The organism is Caballeronia sp. J97, assembly GCF_905220305.1.
In the GTDB taxonomy this organism is placed as follows: Bacteria; Pseudomonadota; Gammaproteobacteria; order Burkholderiales; family Burkholderiaceae; genus Caballeronia.
This window is the reverse complement of the sequence record NZ_CAJMZL010000014.1, coordinates 172,872-191,345: the sequence shown is the minus strand read 5'-3', so window position 1 is coordinate 191,345 and position 18,474 is coordinate 172,872. Positions and strand designations below refer to the sequence as shown.

Annotated in this window: 17 protein-coding genes; 5 read left to right on the top strand and 12 right to left on the bottom strand. The window is 64.6% G+C overall.

Annotated elements, in window-relative coordinates:
- Positions 1-104: 104 nt before the first annotated feature.
- The gene (locus tag U4Y90_RS19545; RefSeq protein WP_321796926.1) at positions 105-485 is read right to left on the bottom strand and encodes a DUF3331 domain-containing protein; all 381 of its coding nucleotides are present in this window, start codon (positions 483-485) and stop codon (positions 105-107) included.
- Between the two features lie 540 nt (positions 486-1,025).
- On the opposite strand from U4Y90_RS19545, the gene U4Y90_RS19540 reads away from it, so the two are divergent.
- Both U4Y90_RS19540 and U4Y90_RS19535 read left to right on the top strand, forming a co-directional pair.
- Positions 1,026-1,376 carry a DUF4148 domain-containing protein gene (locus U4Y90_RS19540; RefSeq protein ID WP_321796925.1) on the top strand — a complete coding sequence of 117 codons (351 nt, stop codon included), beginning with the start codon at positions 1,026-1,028 and terminating at the stop codon, positions 1,374-1,376.
- A gap of 175 nt (positions 1,377-1,551) precedes the next feature.
- Positions 1,552-2,961: a DUF308 domain-containing protein gene (locus U4Y90_RS19535; RefSeq protein WP_321796923.1), complete on the top strand. Its 1,410-nt coding sequence runs from the start codon at positions 1,552-1,554 to the stop codon at positions 2,959-2,961.
- A 21-nt stretch (positions 2,962-2,982) separates the two neighbouring features.
- On the opposite strand, the gene U4Y90_RS19530 is transcribed toward U4Y90_RS19535, so the two are convergent.
- Positions 2,983-4,203: an NYN domain-containing protein gene (locus U4Y90_RS19530; RefSeq protein ID WP_321796922.1), complete on the bottom strand. Its 1,221-nt coding sequence runs from the start codon at positions 4,201-4,203 to the stop codon at positions 2,983-2,985.
- A gap of 78 nt (positions 4,204-4,281) precedes the next feature.
- Positions 4,282-5,316, bottom strand: a complete 1,035-nt coding sequence (locus U4Y90_RS19525; protein WP_321796921.1) for a nitronate monooxygenase — start codon at positions 5,314-5,316, stop codon at positions 4,282-4,284.
- Between the two features lie 264 nt (positions 5,317-5,580).
- On the opposite strand from U4Y90_RS19525, the gene U4Y90_RS19520 reads away from it, so the two are divergent.
- Positions 5,581-7,758 (top strand): hypothetical protein, encoded by a 2,178-nt coding sequence (locus U4Y90_RS19520; protein WP_321796920.1) that lies wholly within the window; start codon positions 5,581-5,583, stop codon positions 7,756-7,758.
- Between the two features lie 9 nt (positions 7,759-7,767).
- On the opposite strand, the gene U4Y90_RS19515 is transcribed toward U4Y90_RS19520, so the two are convergent.
- From U4Y90_RS19515 to U4Y90_RS19495, 5 genes are all read right to left on the bottom strand, one after another.
- The gene (locus tag U4Y90_RS19515; protein WP_321796918.1) at positions 7,768-8,142 is read right to left on the bottom strand and encodes a polyketide cyclase; all 375 of its coding nucleotides are present in this window, start codon (positions 8,140-8,142) and stop codon (positions 7,768-7,770) included.
- Positions 8,143-8,176: 34 nt separating this feature from the next.
- Complete coding sequence (locus U4Y90_RS19510) at positions 8,177-9,961, bottom strand: DNA-binding protein (protein ID WP_321796916.1); 1,785 nt, start codon at positions 9,959-9,961, stop codon at positions 8,177-8,179.
- A gap of 272 nt (positions 9,962-10,233) precedes the next feature.
- Positions 10,234-10,542 carry a DUF4148 domain-containing protein gene (locus U4Y90_RS19505; protein ID WP_321796915.1) on the bottom strand — a complete coding sequence of 103 codons (309 nt, stop codon included), beginning with the start codon at positions 10,540-10,542 and terminating at the stop codon, positions 10,234-10,236.
- Positions 10,543-10,830: 288 nt separating this feature from the next.
- The gene (locus U4Y90_RS19500) at positions 10,831-12,108 is read right to left on the bottom strand and encodes an MFS transporter (RefSeq protein WP_321796934.1); all 1,278 of its coding nucleotides are present in this window, start codon (positions 12,106-12,108) and stop codon (positions 10,831-10,833) included.
- Positions 12,109-12,134: 26 nt separating this feature from the next.
- Positions 12,135-13,553 (bottom strand): M20 family metallopeptidase, encoded by a 1,419-nt coding sequence (locus U4Y90_RS19495; RefSeq protein WP_321796914.1) that lies wholly within the window; start codon positions 13,551-13,553, stop codon positions 12,135-12,137.
- Positions 13,554-13,671: 118 nt separating this feature from the next.
- On the opposite strand from U4Y90_RS19495, the gene U4Y90_RS19490 reads away from it, so the two are divergent.
- Entirely contained in the window at positions 13,672-14,607 is a 936-nt protein-coding gene (locus U4Y90_RS19490) for a LysR family transcriptional regulator (protein ID WP_321796912.1), read from the top strand.
- A gap of 4 nt (positions 14,608-14,611) precedes the next feature.
- Here the strand turns inward: U4Y90_RS19490 and U4Y90_RS19485 are convergent, their stop codons facing one another.
- From U4Y90_RS19485 to U4Y90_RS19470, 4 genes are read right to left on the bottom strand one after another with little or no spacing between them, the layout of a single operon-like run.
- Positions 14,612-14,992, bottom strand: a complete 381-nt coding sequence (locus U4Y90_RS19485) for a VOC family protein (RefSeq protein WP_321796911.1) — start codon at positions 14,990-14,992, stop codon at positions 14,612-14,614.
- A 59-nt stretch (positions 14,993-15,051) separates the two neighbouring features.
- Positions 15,052-16,314 (bottom strand): patatin-like phospholipase family protein, encoded by a 1,263-nt coding sequence (locus U4Y90_RS19480; protein ID WP_321796909.1) that lies wholly within the window; start codon positions 16,312-16,314, stop codon positions 15,052-15,054.
- A 15-nt stretch (positions 16,315-16,329) separates the two neighbouring features.
- Complete coding sequence (locus U4Y90_RS19475) at positions 16,330-17,112, bottom strand: 3-hydroxybutyrate dehydrogenase (protein WP_321796908.1); 783 nt, start codon at positions 17,110-17,112, stop codon at positions 16,330-16,332.
- A gap of 41 nt (positions 17,113-17,153) precedes the next feature.
- The gene (locus U4Y90_RS19470) at positions 17,154-17,933 is read right to left on the bottom strand and encodes an acetoacetate decarboxylase (RefSeq protein WP_321796907.1); all 780 of its coding nucleotides are present in this window, start codon (positions 17,931-17,933) and stop codon (positions 17,154-17,156) included.
- 280 nt (positions 17,934-18,213) lie between these two features.
- On the opposite strand from U4Y90_RS19470, the gene U4Y90_RS19465 reads away from it, so the two are divergent.
- Complete coding sequence (locus U4Y90_RS19465) at positions 18,214-18,396, top strand: hypothetical protein (protein ID WP_321796905.1); 183 nt, start codon at positions 18,214-18,216, stop codon at positions 18,394-18,396.
- The last annotated feature ends 78 nt before the right edge of the window (positions 18,397-18,474 follow it).

Below are 18,474 nucleotides of genomic sequence, written 5' to 3'. Positions count from 1 at the left end.
AAAAAACTTTAATGCACGCGGCGCGCCGACCGTGACGCCATTCTGAGGCGCGCATATGAAAACACCGCCTCGCGGGCGGTGTCTCTGCATCGAATCGCAACGATTCATAAGGATGTCTCCCGATCCAGCACCGAAGCCAGAATCATCGCGCCGGCATTGCCCGGAACGGGCCGCGGATTCGGCGAGTAGACGTGGTCGCCCGGCTGAATCTCGCTGCCGCTCATCGCACACACGCCCGCTACGCGCGCGCGCATCGCACGCCACACCTGGTCGCCATAGCAGCAGCGCGTCGAATCGCGCCATTCGATCGTTACCGTCGTCGTCGATGGACGCTCGATCAGCTTCACCGCGACGACGCTGCGATCGACGCTGTGCGCGAAAGCCCGCCTCGGCGACGGCGCTGCGCCGCTCACGCCATCGCTCAGCGACGTCAATCGAAAGATCGTTTGTGCCCACGGATCGAGAGCGAGTGCAGCTTCAGCCATGTTCGGCTCCTTGTCGAAGAATTGCGTGCGACCGATCCGTCGCGCCGCGTCGGGCATGCCCGGATCGGGCCACCGGGCTTCCAGTCCGTTCGATGGCGGACGCGCCGGTGTCTCGACTCCAAGTTAATCAAACGGAAACCACGCGCCTAGCCGTACATTCGGTTGACGCCATCGACGATTGGTTGAGTCAACCCATATCAAGGTTTGATTCGCGTGCGGCACTGCGCATCGCCCGGACATGACACCTTCGTATGAGTGCGTCAGACACGAGCGTGAGGTGGCTCATCCTTACGTTGCATGCGATGCAGCCGGACGGCTCGTTCGGCGGCACACACGCGATGCGAACGTTTAGCCGATACACCGATGGTGGGTGCAGGCACGACCCTTCGTAGGTGTAGGCGAAGCGCGCAGCGGGCGATACATTGGCATCGAGGTCGCGACACGAATACAGACCAACGGCCTTATCGAAAGAAATCGAACAAGTTTGTTTATTTCGTATTCCGTATTGTTTTTATCATCAAACCCACCTAGGAACCGATCATGAAAATGCATCTCTTGAGCTTGACCCTCGTTGCCGCAGCACTCGCCGCGCCCGCTCTCGCATTCGCTCAGTCGAACGGGCCCGTCACGCGTGCCCAGGTCCGCGCCGATCTCGTCGCCGTCGAGCATGCAGGCTACAACCCCGCGCTCGCGAGCGATCCGTACTACCCGTCGGATATTCAGGCGGCTGAAGCCAGGGTCGCCGCGCAACATGCCGGCGCTGCGCAAGCCTATGGCGGCGTCAAGGCCGGCACGGGCGCAGCCGGTGCTTCGGGTACATCGAAGCATGCGGCGATGAACAACGCCTGCGTCGGGCCGATCGACTTCTGTCAGCCGTTCTTCGGCAGTTGATCGCGCATTCTCACGAGCATCGTCGAGGATGCCGCGCGGGGTCGTGCAACGTGCATGTCCCCGCGCGCATTCGTCTGTGGTTTGCCATTCTTGCCGAAATCGCCGTCAATGCCTTATATAGTGTGTGGCCGCGCGTGTCCCGCACCAGGCATCGAATGACCAGACGGAGGTAGCGATGGTTCGGCTCGTGATGATTCTTCTCGGCGTCGACTATCTGCGCGCGCGCTGGCGCTCGGTGATGACGCTCGGGTTGCTCAGCATCGCGCTCGGCGGCGTCATTTTCACCGACGCGCTCGACGGCTCGCTCTACTTTCCCATCGTGCCCTTCGTGCTGCTGATGCTGCTCGAAGGCCTCGCCACGCTGGCCGTCGCCTGGACCGGCATGGGCGGCCAGCGCAAGCTGCGCTACGTGAAAGGCGCGACGTTCTGCCTGTCGGCGCTGCTCGTGCTGTTCGGCGGCGAGCACGGCAACTTCGTGCTGTCGCTGATCTTCGGTACGCTCTTTCTCGTCGACGGTGCGTTGCAGATCATCTCGGCGCGCGTGATCCGCTTCCGCAAATGGCGACTCGCGATGGCGGGCGGCGTGCTCGAAATCGCCATCGCAATCTTCTTCTATCAGCCTTATCCCGATCACTATGCGGGCACGGTCGCTTATTGCGTCGCGTTCGGGCTCTTCTTCGGCGGCTGGAACATGATCCTGCTCGCGGCGCGCGTGCGGCGCATGGCGGCCAATCCCGCTGTCGAGGGCCTTGCTGACCCGGCGGCGCAGAACGAGACGGCATCGGCCGTGCCGTCGTTCGCCGGCGCAGTCTGGGACGGGCCGCCCGCACCCGACGAAGCCGCATTGACCGTGCACGTGTGGACGCCCGTCGGCACCGCGAAGACGCAGCCGAGAAGGCAGTTGATCGTCGATCGCTATATCGCCGCCGTCGACAGGAACGGCACCATCTCGACGGGCCACGCGGCGCTGGAAACGCCCGAAGGCGTGTACATCAGCCTGTATCCCGCGGTCGAAATCGACCGCTCGCCGAACGAGTTCAGCCGCACGCTGCGCGCAACGCGTGAGAACGACGTGCCCGGCCTGTTTCAGCCCGACTACGAGACCGAATCGAAGGCATGGTGCCCGTCGACGCAGCAGGTGCGCATCCGCAACTACGATCCGGCGCGGCTCGCGCGCTTCTGGCAGGAGTATCGGCGCGACACGACCTATAACCTCACTTACCGCAACTGCTCGAGTTCCGTGGCGCGGGCGCTGGAGGCCGCGATCGAAGGCGCGTCGGCGCGGGTGTGGGGCAAAGGCGGAGGCTGGAAGCCGCTCGTTCGCATCATGACGACGCCCGAGCTATGGGTCGCCGCGCAAGTGCGCAAGCGCGCCGCGACGATGGCGTGGACGCCCGGCCTCACGCTCGACTATGCGCGCGCGCTCAGCATGTTAGCGGACCCGCGTCACTCGGGCTGGGTGAAGATGGCGCGCATCGCGGTCGCGACGATGTATCGCTCGCGGCAACGCTGGCGCGCCGAAGAACACGCGGCGGCGCACGCGCGCGAGGAAGCGTCGGCGGCGGCGGAGCAGCGCACGGGCTGACGCGGCCTCGATTGGCCCGGCTTACTGATCGCTTGCCTTCTCGAGCGCCTTGCGCGAACGGCTGCCGCGCGATGACGGCTTGCGCGACGGTTTTTCCGCCTCGGGCTCGGCCGTGGCCGCGCCCCCTTCCTGCGGCGGGTCATCGACTTTCGGCTTGGTCGCGGTCTTGCGCGCGCGACGCGGCGACGCTGACTTTTTCGACGCCGGCGCCGGAACCGATGCGGGCGCCGGTTCGGCCTGCGGCTCGGGCGCTTCCGGTTCGATCCGGACCGGCGCGTCTTCCATGGCCACGACGGGCTCCGGCGCGGCCACGCGCGCCGGTTTCCGCGCGCCTCGTTTCTCCTTGCGCCGGCCGTTCGCCGCGCCTTCGTGTTCTCTCGCGACGAGCGGCGCTTCCGTCGGCCTCACGTCCACTGCCGCGACCTGAGCCGTCTGCGCGGAGCGAAACACGAACGCGCCGGATTTATCGTCGCGGCCCACTTCCAGCAGGCCGCGCGATTGCGCTTCATCGAGCAGATTGCCGAACGCGCGAAAGCCGTATTGCGTTTCGCTGAAGCCCGGCTTGCGTCGCTTGATCGCGCTCTTCAATACCGACGCCCAGATCTTGCCGCTCTCGCCGCGCTCCGATGCGAGCGCCTCGAAGGTCTCGACCGTTATCGCGATGGCCTGCGACTTGCGCGACTCCGTCTCCTGCTTCGGCTGGCGCTCCTCTTCGGGGGCGCGCTTCGCTTCGCGTTGTTCGCGCTTGGCGATCGCGCGTTGCTGCTCGCGCACGAGGTCGTCGTAGAAGATGAACTCGTCGCAGTTCGCGACAAGCAGATCGGAGGTCGATTGCTTCACGCCCACGCCGATCACCTTCTTCGCGTTCTCGCGCAGTTTCGACACGAGCGGCGAGAAGTCGGAGTCTCCGCTGATGATGACGAACGTATCGACATGCGATTTCGTGTAGCAAAGGTCGAGCGCATCGACGACGAGACGGATATCGGCGGAATTCTTGCCCGACTGGCGCACGTGCGGAATCTCGATCATCTCGAAGCTGGCTTCGTGCATTGCCGACTTGAAGCCCTTGTAGCGGTCCCAGTCGCAATAGGCTTTCTTGACGACGATGCTTCCCTTCAGCAGCAGGCGTTCGAGCACGGGTCTGATATCGAATTTCTCGTACTTCGCATCGCGAACGCCGAGCGCGACGTTCTCGAAGTCGCAGAACAACGCCATGCTCACGCTTTCCTGAGGTCCAGCCATGTGATTCTCCAGCCCATGCGGCATGTTTGGAATGCGCACATGATATCTCTTCGGCACGAGGGCGAAGGAAAGCGCGGATCAGGACGGGCTTTTCTCGCGCCGCGCGAGCAGCGCGTCGAGCGTCTCGTTCGCCTCGCGCATCAGACGTTCGACGACTTCGCCGGCCGACGTGCGCTCGTTCACCAGCGCCGACGACTCTCCCGCGAAGAGCGCCATCTTTTCCATGTCGCCGGTCGTCGAGCGCAGCGGAGAAACCGTGCTGTACTTTTCGACCGCCCCCCATTCGTCATGCGCGATGACCTCGCGCGGCAGCGCATACGGATCGTTGCCGAAGAGATGATCGCGCGCCGCGTCCGTTACGCTGTTCGCGAGCACGCGCACCGGCGAACCGGCGGGCCAGTTGATCGCGTAGATATCGGTGCGGACGGTGTCGCCCGCGCAGGCATCGATCACGCGCTGCTTGTGATAATCGTGAGCGTAGGATTCGTGCGTCGGCAGAAAGACCGTGCCGCAATGGATGCCGCTCGCGCCCAGCGCAAGCGCGGAGACGAGGCCCGCGCCCGTCGCGATGCCGCCCGACGCCGCGACCGGCACGCGGATATGCGCGGCGATCTCGGGCAGCAGCGTGATGATCGCGGTCGAGCCGCGCACGTGGCCGCCCGCCTCGACGCCTTGTGCCACGATCACATCGGCGCCCGCCTTTTCGGCGCGCAGCGCATCTTCGAGCGAGCCGACCTGATACAGCACGAGCGTGCCGCTGTCCTTCACGCGCGCGACGATATCGGGGTACACATCCCAGAAAAAGCACATCGCCGGCACGCGCAGTTCGAGGCATACATCGAGTTCGGCGGCCAGCAGATCGGGCTTCGTGCCGGCCGGAACGAGATTGACGCCGAAGGGCCGATCCGTCGCGGCGCGCACGGCGGCCACTTCATCGGCGATCGTCTCCGGCGACTCGCGCACCATGCCGAGCAGTCCGAAGCCTCCGGCATTCGATACTGCCGAGGCGAGCTCCGCGCGCGCCGGCCCGCCCATGCCGGCGGAAATGATCGGATAACGGCAGCCGAGCACGCGGGTCAACTCGGTATCGAATGGCGCAGTGTTCGCGGTCATGTCGGCCTCGGGCAAAAAAGGAGTGGACGGTCCGCATGCGGTTGACGGCCCCTCGCCAAAGCCTAGACCCGACCAGAGCGGCTTTCAAGCAGGCGCATGCCCCGGAATCGCCATGCGGCATGCGACGCGCGGAAACCTTCGCCGCCACGCGCCTGTCCATCAACGAGCCGGGCACGCCATGACGAAGCCCGCGGCGGTGGCCTCAAGCCTCACGACAATGAGCCGATAAGCCAATCAACAGCCTTTGACGCAAGGATGCGGGCAATGAAACTCCTGGCCCTTCTGACGAGTTCGCTGATCGCGCTCGCTGTCGCGCCGCACGCCGACGCGGCGCAACTCGGCTACACGACGTCGTGGATTGGCAATACGTTCGGCTTCGGCGACGGCAAATGGATGCAGCAGGACATCCAGGCGCTGCACGTCGCGCCGGACGGCACCGTCTATACCAACTCGCCGTGGGATGAAAGCGGCGCGGAAATCGCCGCATATCGCAACGGCGACCGGATCGCTGTCGCGGGCGCAACGCATGGCTGGGGCGCGGCGGGCGGCGATGCGGTCACGTCGAACGGCGCGTATCTTTACGCCGCGATGTCGATCGGCAATCAGGGCGGCGGACTCGTCGGCGCGGACTATCCGCCCAACGGCTATACGTGGTTCGGCATCACGCGGCGCGCGCTCGGCACTATCGCGCAGGGCGCGCCTTTCACTGGCGGCGTGGGCAACAGTGCGAACGCGGCGAAGAACAGCTTCCTGATCGTCGATACGGTTCCCGCTGGCACGGACGCCGCCATCCGCGGTCTCGCCGCGAACGACAGCGAGCTCTTCGTCGCTGATCAATACGCGAATCGCATCATCGTGTTCGATGCGATCACGATGCGCCGCAAGCGCGCGTTCGATGTCGCGTCGCCGGGGCGCATCGCGCTCGATACGGACGGCTCGCTCTGGGTCATCACGGGGGCGCTGACCGGGCAGCCGGTCATCGCGCATTATTCGGCGGCGGGCGCGTTGCTGGGCGGCGCGCCGGCGTTGCCGGGCGGCGCGATTCCCGCCGATATCGCGCTGTCGCCGGCCGGCGATCTCTACATCGCCGATATCGGTCCCGCGCAGCAGATTCTCACGTACAAAAAAACCACTGCGTCGACGCTGCAGGCCGCCGCGCCTCTCGGCACGCTGAACGGCGTGAACCACACGCCCGCGGGCACCATCGACGCGGGGCGCTTCAACTTCATCACGGGCATCGGCTTCGATGCGGCGGGCAACCTGTATGTCGCCCAGAACGGCGAAGGCCCGCGCGCGCTGAACTCGGCTTCGGTCGGCAGCGGCGCGGTGCTGCAGGCATTCAAAGGCGCGTCGCGCTCGTTGCTGTGGGAGCTCGACGGCCTCGTGTTCGTCGACGGCGCCGCCTTCGATCCCGCCGCCCCCGACACCGTCTACACCGGCTCGAAAATCTTCACGCTGGACTGGACGAAGCCGCCCGGCAAGCAGTGGACCTACACCGCGTACACGGTCGACCGCTTCACGTATCCCGACGATCCGGAACTGCGCATCGGGCGCGCCGTGCGCGGCGAGCCGATGGTGCGACGCCTGAACGGCAACCGGCCCTATCTCTACACGCTCGATCCGTATTCGCACGAGTTGTACGTGCATCGTTTCGACGCCGCTCACGGCCGCATCGCGATACCGTCGGGCATGTTCGCGCAGGGCAACATCGCCGGCGGCTTTCCGGCGAATCAGCCGTCCTACGGCGAATGGATGTGGCGCGACATCGACGGCGACGGGCGGCCCGGCGGCAACGAGTTCAGCGGCAATCCATCGACGGGCAGCGCGGTCGGCAACAGCTTCATGTGGGTCGATTCGGCGGGCGCGGTGTGGTTCGGCACGCCGACGAGCGGCATTCGCCAGATGCCGGTGCAAGGCTTCGACGCGTTCGGCAACCCGATCTATTCGTACGCGGCATCGAAGACCTTCGCGATGCCTGCGCCCTTCACGCGTATCGGACGCGTGCTCTATGTCGCCGAAACGGACACGATGTACATCTCGGGTTTCACGCAGACGATCCCTTATGACGCATCGCGCTGGAAAGAAGCGGGCCCGGTGCTCGCGCGCTACGACAACTGGAGCACGGGAGCGCCCGTCATGACGTATTCGATCGCGCTGCCATGGAACACCGCAAGCGCGCCGCCGGTGACGACGGTCGGCGTCGCGACAGCGGGCGATTATCTGTTCGTCGCGGAGCTATACACGCAGAAAGTGGATGTGTACGACGCGCGCACCGGCGCGCCGGTCGGCTACATGACGCCGGGCGCGAACGTCGGCGGCACGAGCGGTTATGTCGATGTGGAACTCGGCATCAGCGCGACGCGGCGCGCGAACGGCGAATACGTCGTCCTGCTGGAAGACGACGCGCGCGCGAAAATCCTGATGTATCAGTGGACGCCGTGAGACGCGCGCTCAGGGTTTCGCGTAACGCGCGGCAAGTGTGGCGAGGTCGCGGCGGACCCAGTCGGCATCGGCGGCGAAGCGGTCATCGGACATGCCGGGCTGACGGAACAGCGTGAGCGCCACTTCAGCGCCCGCGCCGTTCTGATAGACGCGCAATGGAACGTAGACCTCGGCGCCGTCCGGCAAGAGAACGCGATGATCCATGACGCCGAACGCATTGTGACCGGTGAAGCGGATCGCCACGTCGCCCTCGGGACCGCGGGCGCGCCAGCGATCGCCCATGTCGTCGAGCGTCGACTGCGCCAGCCCCGACGCCCACGTCGGAAAGACTTCAGGACGCCAGATCGCGTCGTAGAGCTCGCGCCAGTCGCGATCGATGGTCACGGTGAGGGTCCGCGTTTCCGTTGTCACAAGCGCGTCACGTTTCGATCTTCGACATCACCGCCGTGGCCGGATCGTAGCGATAACCCTTCTGCGCGAGCTGCTGCGCCATCTTGTCCCCGATCAGCTTCTGCTGCGCCTCGCGCAACACCAGTTCGTGATCCGGCTTCAGGCGCTCCAGTTCGACCGCGAGCCTGCGCATCAGCGCGACTTCGCCGGTGCTGCGGGCATCGATGAAAAGGATTTTCTCGTTGGCCACGTCGAGACGCTGGCGCAGATCCTTCGCGTAGGTGACCCATTGCTCGGCATTGGCGCGAAGGTCGTCGTAGGCCTTCGAATGCGCCTTGGCCTGCGCCGAAACCTGACGCTGCAGCGACGCGAGCTCCGACTCTTCGGCCTGCTCCTTCTCGACGAGGCGCTTCGCGAGATCGGTCGCGTTCTTCTCGGCTGCTTCGGCGCGCTCGCGCGATGCATTCACATCGTTCGATACGCGTGCAAGCTCCGCGCCCTGCTCGGCCTTTTGCTCCATCAACGCGCTGATCCGCTTGCGGGCTTCGTCCAGTTCGCCGCTGACACGGCCCGCGTGGTCGCGCTGCGCCGAAAGCTCCGCGTTGCGCGCATCGGCGCTTTCGCGCTCCGCTGCAAGCGCGCCGCGCGCGTCGTTCAATTCCGCTTCCAGTGCGGCCACGCGCGCGAGATGTTCGGTCGCCTGCGTCTCGGCGGCCTGCGCGCGCGCATGGGCGGCGTTCGCATCCTGCGACCAGCGCTCGGCCTCGGCCGATTTCTCCTGCGATGCGAGGCTCAGCGCTTCGTGCTGCTGGCGGGCCGCGTCGCGCTCCGCGCCGATTCGCGCGAGCTCGGCATCCCGGTCCGACATCAGCGCGTACAGTTCCGCGTGATCCTGGCGCGCTTTATCGCGCTCCTGCGCGATGCCTGCAAGCGCTTCATCCTTGCCCGCGAGCGACGCGCTCAATTGCTCGTGCTGCTGCCGCGCCTGGTCGCGCTCGTCGGCGATGCGCGCGAGTTCCTCGTCCTTGCCCGCTAGCGATGCGTGCAGATTGCCGTGCTGCTCGCGCGCCTGATCGAGCTCACCAGCGATGCGCGCGAGCGCTTCGTCCTTGCCCGACAGCGACGCTTGCAGTTCCCTATGCTCGTGCCGCACCTGATCGCGCTCCTGCACGATGCGTGCGATGTCCTCGTCCTTGGCCGTCAGCGCCGCGTTCAGCGCTTCTTTCGCGCGCCGCTCTTCCTCCAGCGACGCTTTCACGGCTTCCAGTTGCGACTGCTCCGCCGACGCGCGCCGAGCCGCCTCCTCGACACGCATCTCGGCTGTCTGCGCGCGTGCCGTGGCTGCTTCGATTTCCTGGCGCAGGCGCGCGACGGAGTCCTCCGACGCTCGCAACGCGCTCAGCATTTCGGTCGTCTGCTGGCGGTTCTTCGCGGCTTCGTCGCCGGACTTCTGGAATTCGGCGAGCGCCTCGTCACGCTCCGCGAGCGCGGTCGAAAGCCTTTGGCTCACGGCGGACACACGCTGACCGTACAGGCGTTCGGTTTCGTCGCGCGAAACGGTCCAGAGCCGCCGCGCGACGTTCACGAGCGTCTCGGCAAGGTCGTCGGGAAGTCCGGTCGGCGCCTGCTGCTGCGGCATGTCCGGGGAACGCGCCTCGCGCCAGCGCTGCAGGCCGGCCGCGATGCCGACGAGCGAGCCACTGCGGGCCTCCGCCCAAACGGTCATGGGGGAAACCTTGTGGCCTTCTTCGGTCAGGCGATCGGCGATCGACGCGATCTGCTCGTCGGTAATGTTGTCTACGTCTGTGGGCATAAGCGCCTCGAAAATCAGTGGCGTCGCACTCGAAAAACTGCGATACGTTGTTACATTCGGCTGAATCCGCGCGGGGCGGAAATGGATGATACCCATTTTCCGCGCTTCACCATTCGCCGCGCGTCAGATGCCGCGGAAAATGAGATTTTTGCAGCGTGAGTGTATCGCCTGAATGGCCGTGAGTCCGAAACGCAATACGCTATTTCCAGAAACGAGAATCGAGCCCGGGCGGGCACGCCGTCCGGGCTTTCGAAATCGCTTGAACTGCGCGCTTACGGTTTCGCGAAAACCGGACCGAGTCCGATGACGTCCGTGTCCGTCGAACGCGCGCCCGACGCGAAGCCGCCGCTCACCGGCGCGCCGTATGCCGTCAGGCCGTTGGCTGCGTCCACGCGCGCCTGCGCGGCCTGAATGTTTTGCGGATATTGCGTCTGATCGCTGGCGGGGTTATAGCCGGCCTTTTGCAGTTCGACGAGTTGCGCGCGCACTTGCGCACGGGTGATCGGCTGATTCGATTGCGCGAACGACAAAACCGGCAGTGCGAGAACGGCAGCGACGACGAGCGATTGAATGACTTTCATGATTTACCTCCAGAGTGTGTGATGGAAGGCCGTCCTGCTGATCCGCCGCGTGTTGCGAATCGTTCGGCTTGGAGGTATTTGAACTGGCGGACGTATCTGGCGTGTTTCGCGCAAAGCCGGTTCTGAATCGCCGTGTGTCGGCTTTCGGTGCGGATACAGTGCGATACAAAGAGCGCAGCGCGTGCACGACGCTAATCGCAATCGGCTCGTGCGTACCGGAAAAGGAAATGATCGAAATCGAATTGCAACGAGGTCCATGCGGACCCCGTGCCCTTCGTTGCGGCATTGCTACGCCGCGAATCCCGTCGGCCTCGTGTAAGCCTTGCCCCGGCTCACCGCCGCGAGCGCCGCGAGACTGATCACCGCCGTGAACATCATGTAGAAGCTCGGCGCCGCCTTGCTGCCCGTCGCGCTCAGCAGCCAGATGATGATCGCCGGTGTGAAGCCGCCGAACACCGTCACGCCGATGTTGTAGCCGATCGACATGCCCGTCGCGCGCGTCGACACCGGAAAGATCTCCGACATCAGCGCCGGCAACGCGCCGAAGTAGATCGCCTTGAGCAGTGCGAGCCATGCGACGAGCGCAAACAGCGCCGGCACCGACACATGCGACACGACATACGCGAACGCCGGATAACCCGTCACGAAGAGCAGCAACGCGGCCGTCGACATCTGCTTCACGCGGCCGATCCTGTCGGACAGGTGACCCGCGAACGGCGTCACCAGCGTCAGCATCAAACCGGCGACGGTGCTCGCGGCGAAACCCGTCGATGCGTCGAGATGCAACTCGCGGATCGCGAAGGTCGGCACGTATTGCAGCAGATAGTTCACCGCCGTCGACACCGTCAGCGCGCCGATGGAGACGAGCAGCAGCGCCTTTTGCTGCGTGAAGACATCGCGGACCGGCGTCGATGTATGCTCGGCCTCGGTGTAATCGGCCGCGTCTTCCAGATAGCGGCGCAGGAACAGGCCCGCCGGCCCGATCAGCAGACCGAAGAAGAACGGAATGCGCCAGCCCCACGCGGCGAGTTCCGCGGCGGGCATCAGCTTGGCGAGGGCGAAGCCGAAGATCGACGCGAGCAAGGTCGCGAGCCCTTGCGTTGCGAATTGCCAGCTCGCGAGCAGGCCGCGCCGGTCGGGCGCGTGCTCGATCAGCATCGCCGTGGACGGACCGAACTCGCCGCCCGCCGAGAAGCCCTGAATCAGGCGCGCGATGAATACGCCAGCGGGCGCGATCAATCCGATCGACGCATAAGTCGGGATCACCGCGATGATCGCCGTGCCGATCATCATCAGACCGACCGACATCATCAGCGCCGCCTTGCGCCCGCGCTTGTCCGCGTATGCGCCGAGGATCATGCCGCCGATCGGCCGCACCAGATACGACGCGCCGAACGAGCCGAAGGTGAGCAGCATCGACGCCGTCTCGTTCACGGCCGGGAAGAAGTTCTTCGCGATATACACGGCGAAGAACGCATAGATCGCGATATCGAACCATTCGAGCGCGTTGCCGACCGAAGTCGCGAGCACGATCTGCGTGAGACTCAGAGGCTTTTTGTTCATGATGTCAGCGTGTCATGGAAAGCGTTCGATCAATGTGCGTCACGCGTGGCGACGATCGCCGCGCCCATGTCGCCCAGGTCCCACCAGAGGCCCGCCATCACGCAGAGCGATTCGCGCATGACGGACGCGAGCACGTGCTCGTTCGGCGCGTGCTGGTTGCACGCGGGATACGAATGCGGCACCCAGAGCGTCGGCAGGCCGAGCGTCTTCGCGAAGACGTCGTTGGGCACGGTGCCGCCGAGATTCGGCAGCAACGCGGGCTTCTTGCCGGTCGTCGCGCGCATCGAATCGAGCGCCCAGTGCACCCAGGGATCGTCCAGGTCGAGACGCGTCGCGGGCGTGCCGCGCGTCGCCCTGACCGTCACTTCGGTGAAGCCGTGCGCCGCGAAATGGCGTTCGAGATGCGTCTGCAGGTTTTCCCAATCCGTGCCGACGACGAAGCGCAACTGACACACCGCCTTCGCGAACGGCGGAATCGCATTGACGGGCGCATCGGCGTTGCCGGATTTCATCGCGAGCACTTCGAGCGCGTTCCAGCCGATCACGCGCTCGGTCGGCGTGAGGCCCGGCTCGCCCCAGGTCGGGTCGATCTCGGGCGAGCTTGCGTCGCGGCCCAGTTCGATATCGGCCAGTGCTTCGCGCACCGCATCGGAAATCGGCGGCGGCCGCAATCCTTCGACGGCGATGCGCCCGTTGCGATCGACGAGACTCGCGATCGCATGCGACAACACGACGGCCGGATTGCGCAGCACGCCGCCCCAGTTGCCCGAGTGATGCCCGCCTTCGCGCAGATCGACCGTCAGTTCGAACGGCACGCCGCCGCGCGAGCCGAGAAAGAGCGTCGGACGTTGCGCCGACACGCGCGGTCCGTCGGAAGCGATGAACACATCCGCGGCGAGCGCCTGCCGTTGCGCGCCGCAGACCGCATCGAGACCCGGCGAGCCGATTTCTTCGCCGGTCTCGAAGATCACCTTCACGTTGTAGCCGAGCTTGCCTCCGCGCGCCCGCAGCACGGCCGCGAGCGCCGCGAAGTTGACCGAGTGCTGGCCCTTGTTGTCCGCCGTGCCGCGACCGTACCAGCGGTCTTCATCGACGACGATCTCCCACGGCTTCAGCCCCGCGCGCCACTGCTCGTCGTAACCGCGCACGACGTCGCCGTGGCCGTAGGTCAACACGGTCGGCAAGCCGTCCGACTCGTGACGCTCGGCGATCAGAAACGGTGGGCCGCCCGCGACGGGATTCTCGACGACGCGCGCCGTGAAGTTCAGACGCGCGAGCGTCTCGCTGACCTCATCGGTTAGATAGGCATGCAGCGCGGGATTCTGCCCGTTCTGGCTCTCGGTGCGAAACGCGACGCGGCGCTGCAGGTCCGCGAAAAACGCGCCCGAATCGAATGCGTCGCACGCAATGGCGATCGCGGTTTCGCGGGTGTTCTGAGGTGCTTTCACGACGTCTCCGGAAAAAAATCCACTGCAATTCCGGCCAGTCTAGGAACGCCAAAAATTCGCCACAATTTCAAATTTTGCGGATAGCATTGCCAAAAAGGCAACGCTCGAAGGACCCATCGTGCTGCATGGCATCGCACTCAAATACTTCGTGGAAGTCGCGCGCTCGGGCTCGCTCGCGGCGGCATCGGAACAGCTTCACGTCGCGGTGTCCGCGATCAGCCGGCAGATCGCGAAGCTGGAGGAACAGGCGGGCACGCCGCTATTCGAGCGCATGCCGCGCGGCATGATCCTCACCGAAGCGGGCGAACTGCTCGTGCAGCACGCGCGCCGCGCACTGATGGATGGCGATGCGGTGCTCGCCGAGATATCGGAGAGGCATGCGCTCGGGCTCGGGATCGTGCGCATCGGCTGCACGGAAGGATTTACGCGCTGTTTTCTGCCGAGCGTGATGGCGTCGCATTATCGCGCGCATCCGCGCACGCGCTTCGTAATGCGTTCGGGTACGCCCGGCCAGGTCGAGCATTGGGTGGCGAGCGGCGAAGTGGATGTCGGGCTCGCGTTCTCGACGTCGACATCGACGGCGCTGAGCATCGAATACAGCGTGAAGGCGCCGGTCTGCGCACTGCTGCCGCCGACGCATCCGCTGGCGGGCAAAGCGAGCATCACGCTCGACGACGTCCTTCGGTATCCGACCGCCGTGCTGGATCGCGGCACCACCGTGCGTCAGTTGATCGACTTGTGCTGCTCGGCGCGCGGCGTGCATCTGGAGCCGGTCATGACGAGCAACAACTCGAGCGCGATGCATCATTTCGCGGCGCTCACGGGCGCGATCACGCTCGGCAGCGCAGTGGCGCTCGAAGGCGATCCGGGGCCGCCGGCACTGATCGCCATGCCCATCGACGAGCCGTTGCTCAACGAGCGTTTGCTGCAGGTCACGGCGATGCGCGAGCGGCGTCTGCCGCCCGCGGTCGATCAGTTTCTGAAAACGCTGACGGATGCGTTGCGCACGCTATCGAATGCGCCGGCCACGCGCGCAAAAAGACGAAAGCGCTAGCCGGTCACTGCGTCGCGACCCACCATGTGGTGCCGGCGGCGTCGCGGAAGCCGCCGCGGAAGTCGTCATCGGCACGTTTGCGCGCGGGCGCCTGCACGCTTTCGGCGCCGTTCCGGATCGCGCGATCGTAGACGGCCTGTGCGTCGCGCACGTACACGTGGATATGCGGACCCTGCGATTGCTGATCCGTCGCGCCGCCGCCGATCATCACGATGCTGTCGTCGACGCGCACTTCGGCGTGCATCAGCGAGCCATCGGGACGGTCGAAGCGGCGGACCAGCACGGCGTCGAAGACGCGTTCCAGAAACGTGATGATCGCTTCCGCGTTCGCGCAGACGAGATAGGGGCTGACGGAGGGGTAGTTTGCGGGTTTCCAGTCGCTCATGGCATGGCTCGCAGGCGTGGGAACGAGGCTAGCCAGAGTAAATGAAACCCGTCACGGTTTCAAACGACTTCGCCTTCGACCGCATTATCCAGCTTCTTCGATACGGCCTTCGGCATCGCATGCGTCGCTTTCGGCGCGCGCTCATGCCGATGCACGTCATGCGTGACGAAGCCCAGATCATGACTCGGCACCTCGAACCACTCCGGATGCCCGAATGAGCGGCGAATGTCTTCGAGGCCGCTCGCCCAGTGCTCATCCATCGTGTCGTTGCTGAACTCGTAGTCCTTGTAATGACCTTCGAAGAACTTGTCCTTGTAGATGAGATGCACGACGTTCACCGCGCCGCCGTCCGCGATTTTCTGCGCCTCGAGCAGCAACGGATGCGAGCTGCGCACCTTCTCCGGAACGTGCTCCAGCAATTCCTTGATGAGCCGCGCCTGCTTCTGGTTGTGCGAAACGAAATCGGTGATCGCGCGCGTTCTGCTCGAATATTGAATGTCCTTCGTGCGCTCGCTCACATCGAGAAAATCGGCCGGCAACGTGCCGCGCGCGCTCCACAGATCCACCTGGAACACGAGCGTGTCCTTGTGCTGACTTTCGCGGAAGATCTCGGTCAGCGGCGTATTCGACACGAGGCCGCCGTCCCAGTAGAACTCGCCGTCGATCTCGACAGCCGGAAAGCCCGGCGGCAACGCGCCCGACGCCATGAAGTGCTCGGGCGCGAGACGCATCGTCTTGTTGTCGAAGTAGACGAGATTGCCCGTGCGCACGTTCACCGCGCCTACCGATACGTGCATGGCGCCATCGTTGATGCGGTCGAAATCGGCGAACTGCAGCAGCGTCGAGCGCAACGCGGACGTGTCGTAGAAGCTCACTTCGCTGGGGAGCCTGTTCTTCGTCTGCACCGAAGGCAGTTGCACGCGCGGCGAGAAAAAGCCCTTCTGCCCTTCGGCGATCGCGCGCGCCGCCGCCCACATGCTCGAAAACGTGCGGCCCATGTTCGCGAAGCCGAACGCGGCCGGCATGAACGCACCCACATGTCCGATAAGATCCGCGGGCTGGCAGATCGTGTTCCAGAAGCCGCGCAGCGCGGCCACGCGATGCTCGGGCGCATTGCCCGCGATGATCGCCGTATTCAGCGCGCCGATGGAAATGCCCGAGGTCCAGGTCGGTTCGACGCCGACTTCCGCGAGCCCTTCGAACACGCCGGCCTGGTAGGAACCCAGCGCGCCGCCGCCTTGCAGCACGAGGCAAACGTCATCGTAATGCGGCAGCGCGACGTGATTCGCCTGCATGTGTGTGTTGCGTTGACTGCGGCGCATGGATTCTCCTTATCGTTATTGCATGAACCAGCCGTGACTCACGACGACCGACTGCCCCGTCAGCGCATTCGATTCGAAGCCCGCGAGGAACGCCACCGTATTCGCGACATCGGCAACGGTCGTGAATTCGCCGTCGACCGTTTCCTTCAGCATCACGTTCTTCACGACCTCTTCTTCCGAAATGCCCAGCGCCTTGGCCTGCTCGGGAATCTGCTTCTCCACGAGCGGCGTGCGCACGAAACCGGGGCACACCACATTGGCGCGCACGCCGCGCGAGCCGCCTTCCTTCGCGACGACACGCGCAAGCCCGAGCAAGCCGTGCTTCGCCGTCACATACGCCGATTTCAGCTTCGATGCCTCATGAGAGTGCACCGATCCCATATAGATGATCGAACCGCCCTTGCCCGATGCGTACATATGCTTGATCGCCGCCTTCGTCGTGAGGAACGCGCCGTCGAGATGGATCGCGAGCATCTTCTTCCAGTCGGCGTACGAATATTCTTCGATCGGCGCGACGATCTGAATGCCCGCGTTCGACACCAGCACGTCGATGCCGCCGAGCTTCGCGACCGTGTCTTCGATGCCCGCGTTGACGGCGTCTTCGCTCGTCACGTCCATCGACACGGCGATCGCCTTGCCGCCCGCTTCGACGATGCTGTCCGCGACCTTCTGCGCATTCGCGAGATTCAGATCGGCGATCACGACCGCCGCGCCATCGGCCGCGAGCTTGCGCGCCGTCTGTTCGCCGATGCCGCTCGCTGCGCCCGTCACGAGCGCGACTTTTCCTTGTAGTGCCATATGCTTGTTCCCTTGTCGGAGTGGTCGGAAGTTATTCCGAGTTACTGGTTGACGGCGAGCTTGAGCTCGTCGGCCGGCGCGAGATAGTCGTATGCGACTTCACCGATATCGAGCGTGAGATTCGCGATGACATGCCGCGCGCCGACCACTTTGCGCACCGGCAGATCCGCGACCGGCGCGAGCGCATGCGCGTGCAGTTCGAGTGCGGCCGGGCCTTCCCATGCACCGATGACGTTCACGTCGCGCAAGAAGAAGCGCACGAGTTCGCAGACGCGCGCGGTGCCGTCGACATGCGGCAAGACTTTCAGAAGATAGTTCGGAACATCGGCGAGCTTCTTGCGTTCCGTTTCGAGGTCGAGCGTCCGGTACTTGTAGCCCATCGTGCCCGTGGCGATACGTTGCGAGCCGTAATCGAGCGTGCCGAGCAGCGTGTCCTTGCCATCGACGGCGAGACGCGGCGACGCGAGCTTCTTCGGAAAGCCCCAGATTTCACGACCGCCCGCGATCGGGCCTTCGTCGTCGAGATACATCGCATGCGTATAGCTGCCCTTCTTGCCGTCCGGACCGATGACGGAGATCACCTGGCCGCTTTCCGTGTAATCGCCGAAGCCGGATGAATCGGGCATGCGGATGAATTCGTAATGAACGAGACCGTTGTCCACTTCGAGCGGCTCCGGGACCACGGCGCGCAGCGCGTCGAGATCGGTCTCGTAAGAGATGATGAAGTACTCGCGATTGAGAAAGCGGAACGGCGGACGCGGGTAGGCGGGATTGTACACAGGCATGGCGAACGCATTCCTGCGGATGTCATCTTCTTTCACTGGGTCGTCCCTGAGTTTAAGACAGGCACGATAGTAGAGGCTGTCGATGATATTGTCGCGGACCGAAGGCAATGGCTGCCGACTGATCGCAGCAGTGCGAAGCGAAAAACTCTCGTCGCTTCAAAGCCTTATACCTATGCACGGATGAATTGCACTTTTTTGTGCAATATACTGTTGTCCCAGCGGCTTCGACACGATGAGGAACCCGGACGATGCCGCGTGGTCTCGGTCGCATGTTGCTTTGCCCTGTTAAAGGCCATCTCCTCCAAGCGAGTCTCCGATGAAAACATACTTGAAGAAATCTCTCGTGCTTTTGGTGCTGGCGGCTTTCGCGGCGCCGACGCTGTCGTTCGCGGCCGCGGAGTATCCGAACAATCAGGCCCGGCCTGCGTATCACAAGAAAGGCCAGAAACATCATCACAAGAAGTCGAGTACACCGCCGCCCGCCTCGCAGACACAATAAAGCGGCGCTGCACGCAAAGGCACGGGTATCCGGTCGCGGATGCCCGTGCCTTTTTTCATGATGGTTCTCCGCGCGATA

Excerpts from the sequence above, each read along its gene's own strand:
- U4Y90_RS19545 (WP_321796926.1), bottom strand. The coding sequence starts at position 485 with ATGGCTGAAGCTGCACTCGCTCTCGATCCGTGGGCACAAACGATCTTT.
- U4Y90_RS19540 (WP_321796925.1), top strand. The coding sequence starts at position 1,026 with ATGAAAATGCATCTCTTGAGCTTGACCCTCGTTGCCGCAGCACTCGCC.
- U4Y90_RS19535 (WP_321796923.1), top strand. The coding sequence starts at position 1,552 with ATGGTTCGGCTCGTGATGATTCTTCTCGGCGTCGACTATCTGCGCGCG.
- U4Y90_RS19530 (WP_321796922.1), bottom strand. The coding sequence starts at position 4,203 with ATGGCTGGACCTCAGGAAAGCGTGAGCATGGCGTTGTTCTGCGACTTC.
- U4Y90_RS19525 (WP_321796921.1), bottom strand. The coding sequence starts at position 5,316 with ATGACCGCGAACACTGCGCCATTCGATACCGAGTTGACCCGCGTGCTC.
- U4Y90_RS19520 (WP_321796920.1), top strand. The coding sequence starts at position 5,581 with ATGAAACTCCTGGCCCTTCTGACGAGTTCGCTGATCGCGCTCGCTGTC.
- U4Y90_RS19510 (WP_321796916.1), bottom strand. The coding sequence starts at position 9,961 with ATGCCCACAGACGTAGACAACATTACCGACGAGCAGATCGCGTCGATC.
- U4Y90_RS19505 (WP_321796915.1), bottom strand. The coding sequence starts at position 10,542 with ATGAAAGTCATTCAATCGCTCGTCGTCGCTGCCGTTCTCGCACTGCCG.
- U4Y90_RS19485 (WP_321796911.1), bottom strand. The coding sequence starts at position 14,992 with ATGAGCGACTGGAAACCCGCAAACTACCCCTCCGTCAGCCCCTATCTC.
- U4Y90_RS19480 (WP_321796909.1), bottom strand. The coding sequence starts at position 16,314 with ATGCGCCGCAGTCAACGCAACACACACATGCAGGCGAATCACGTCGCG.
- U4Y90_RS19475 (WP_321796908.1), bottom strand. The coding sequence starts at position 17,112 with ATGGCACTACAAGGAAAAGTCGCGCTCGTGACGGGCGCAGCGAGCGGC.
- U4Y90_RS19465 (WP_321796905.1), top strand. The coding sequence starts at position 18,214 with ATGAAAACATACTTGAAGAAATCTCTCGTGCTTTTGGTGCTGGCGGCT.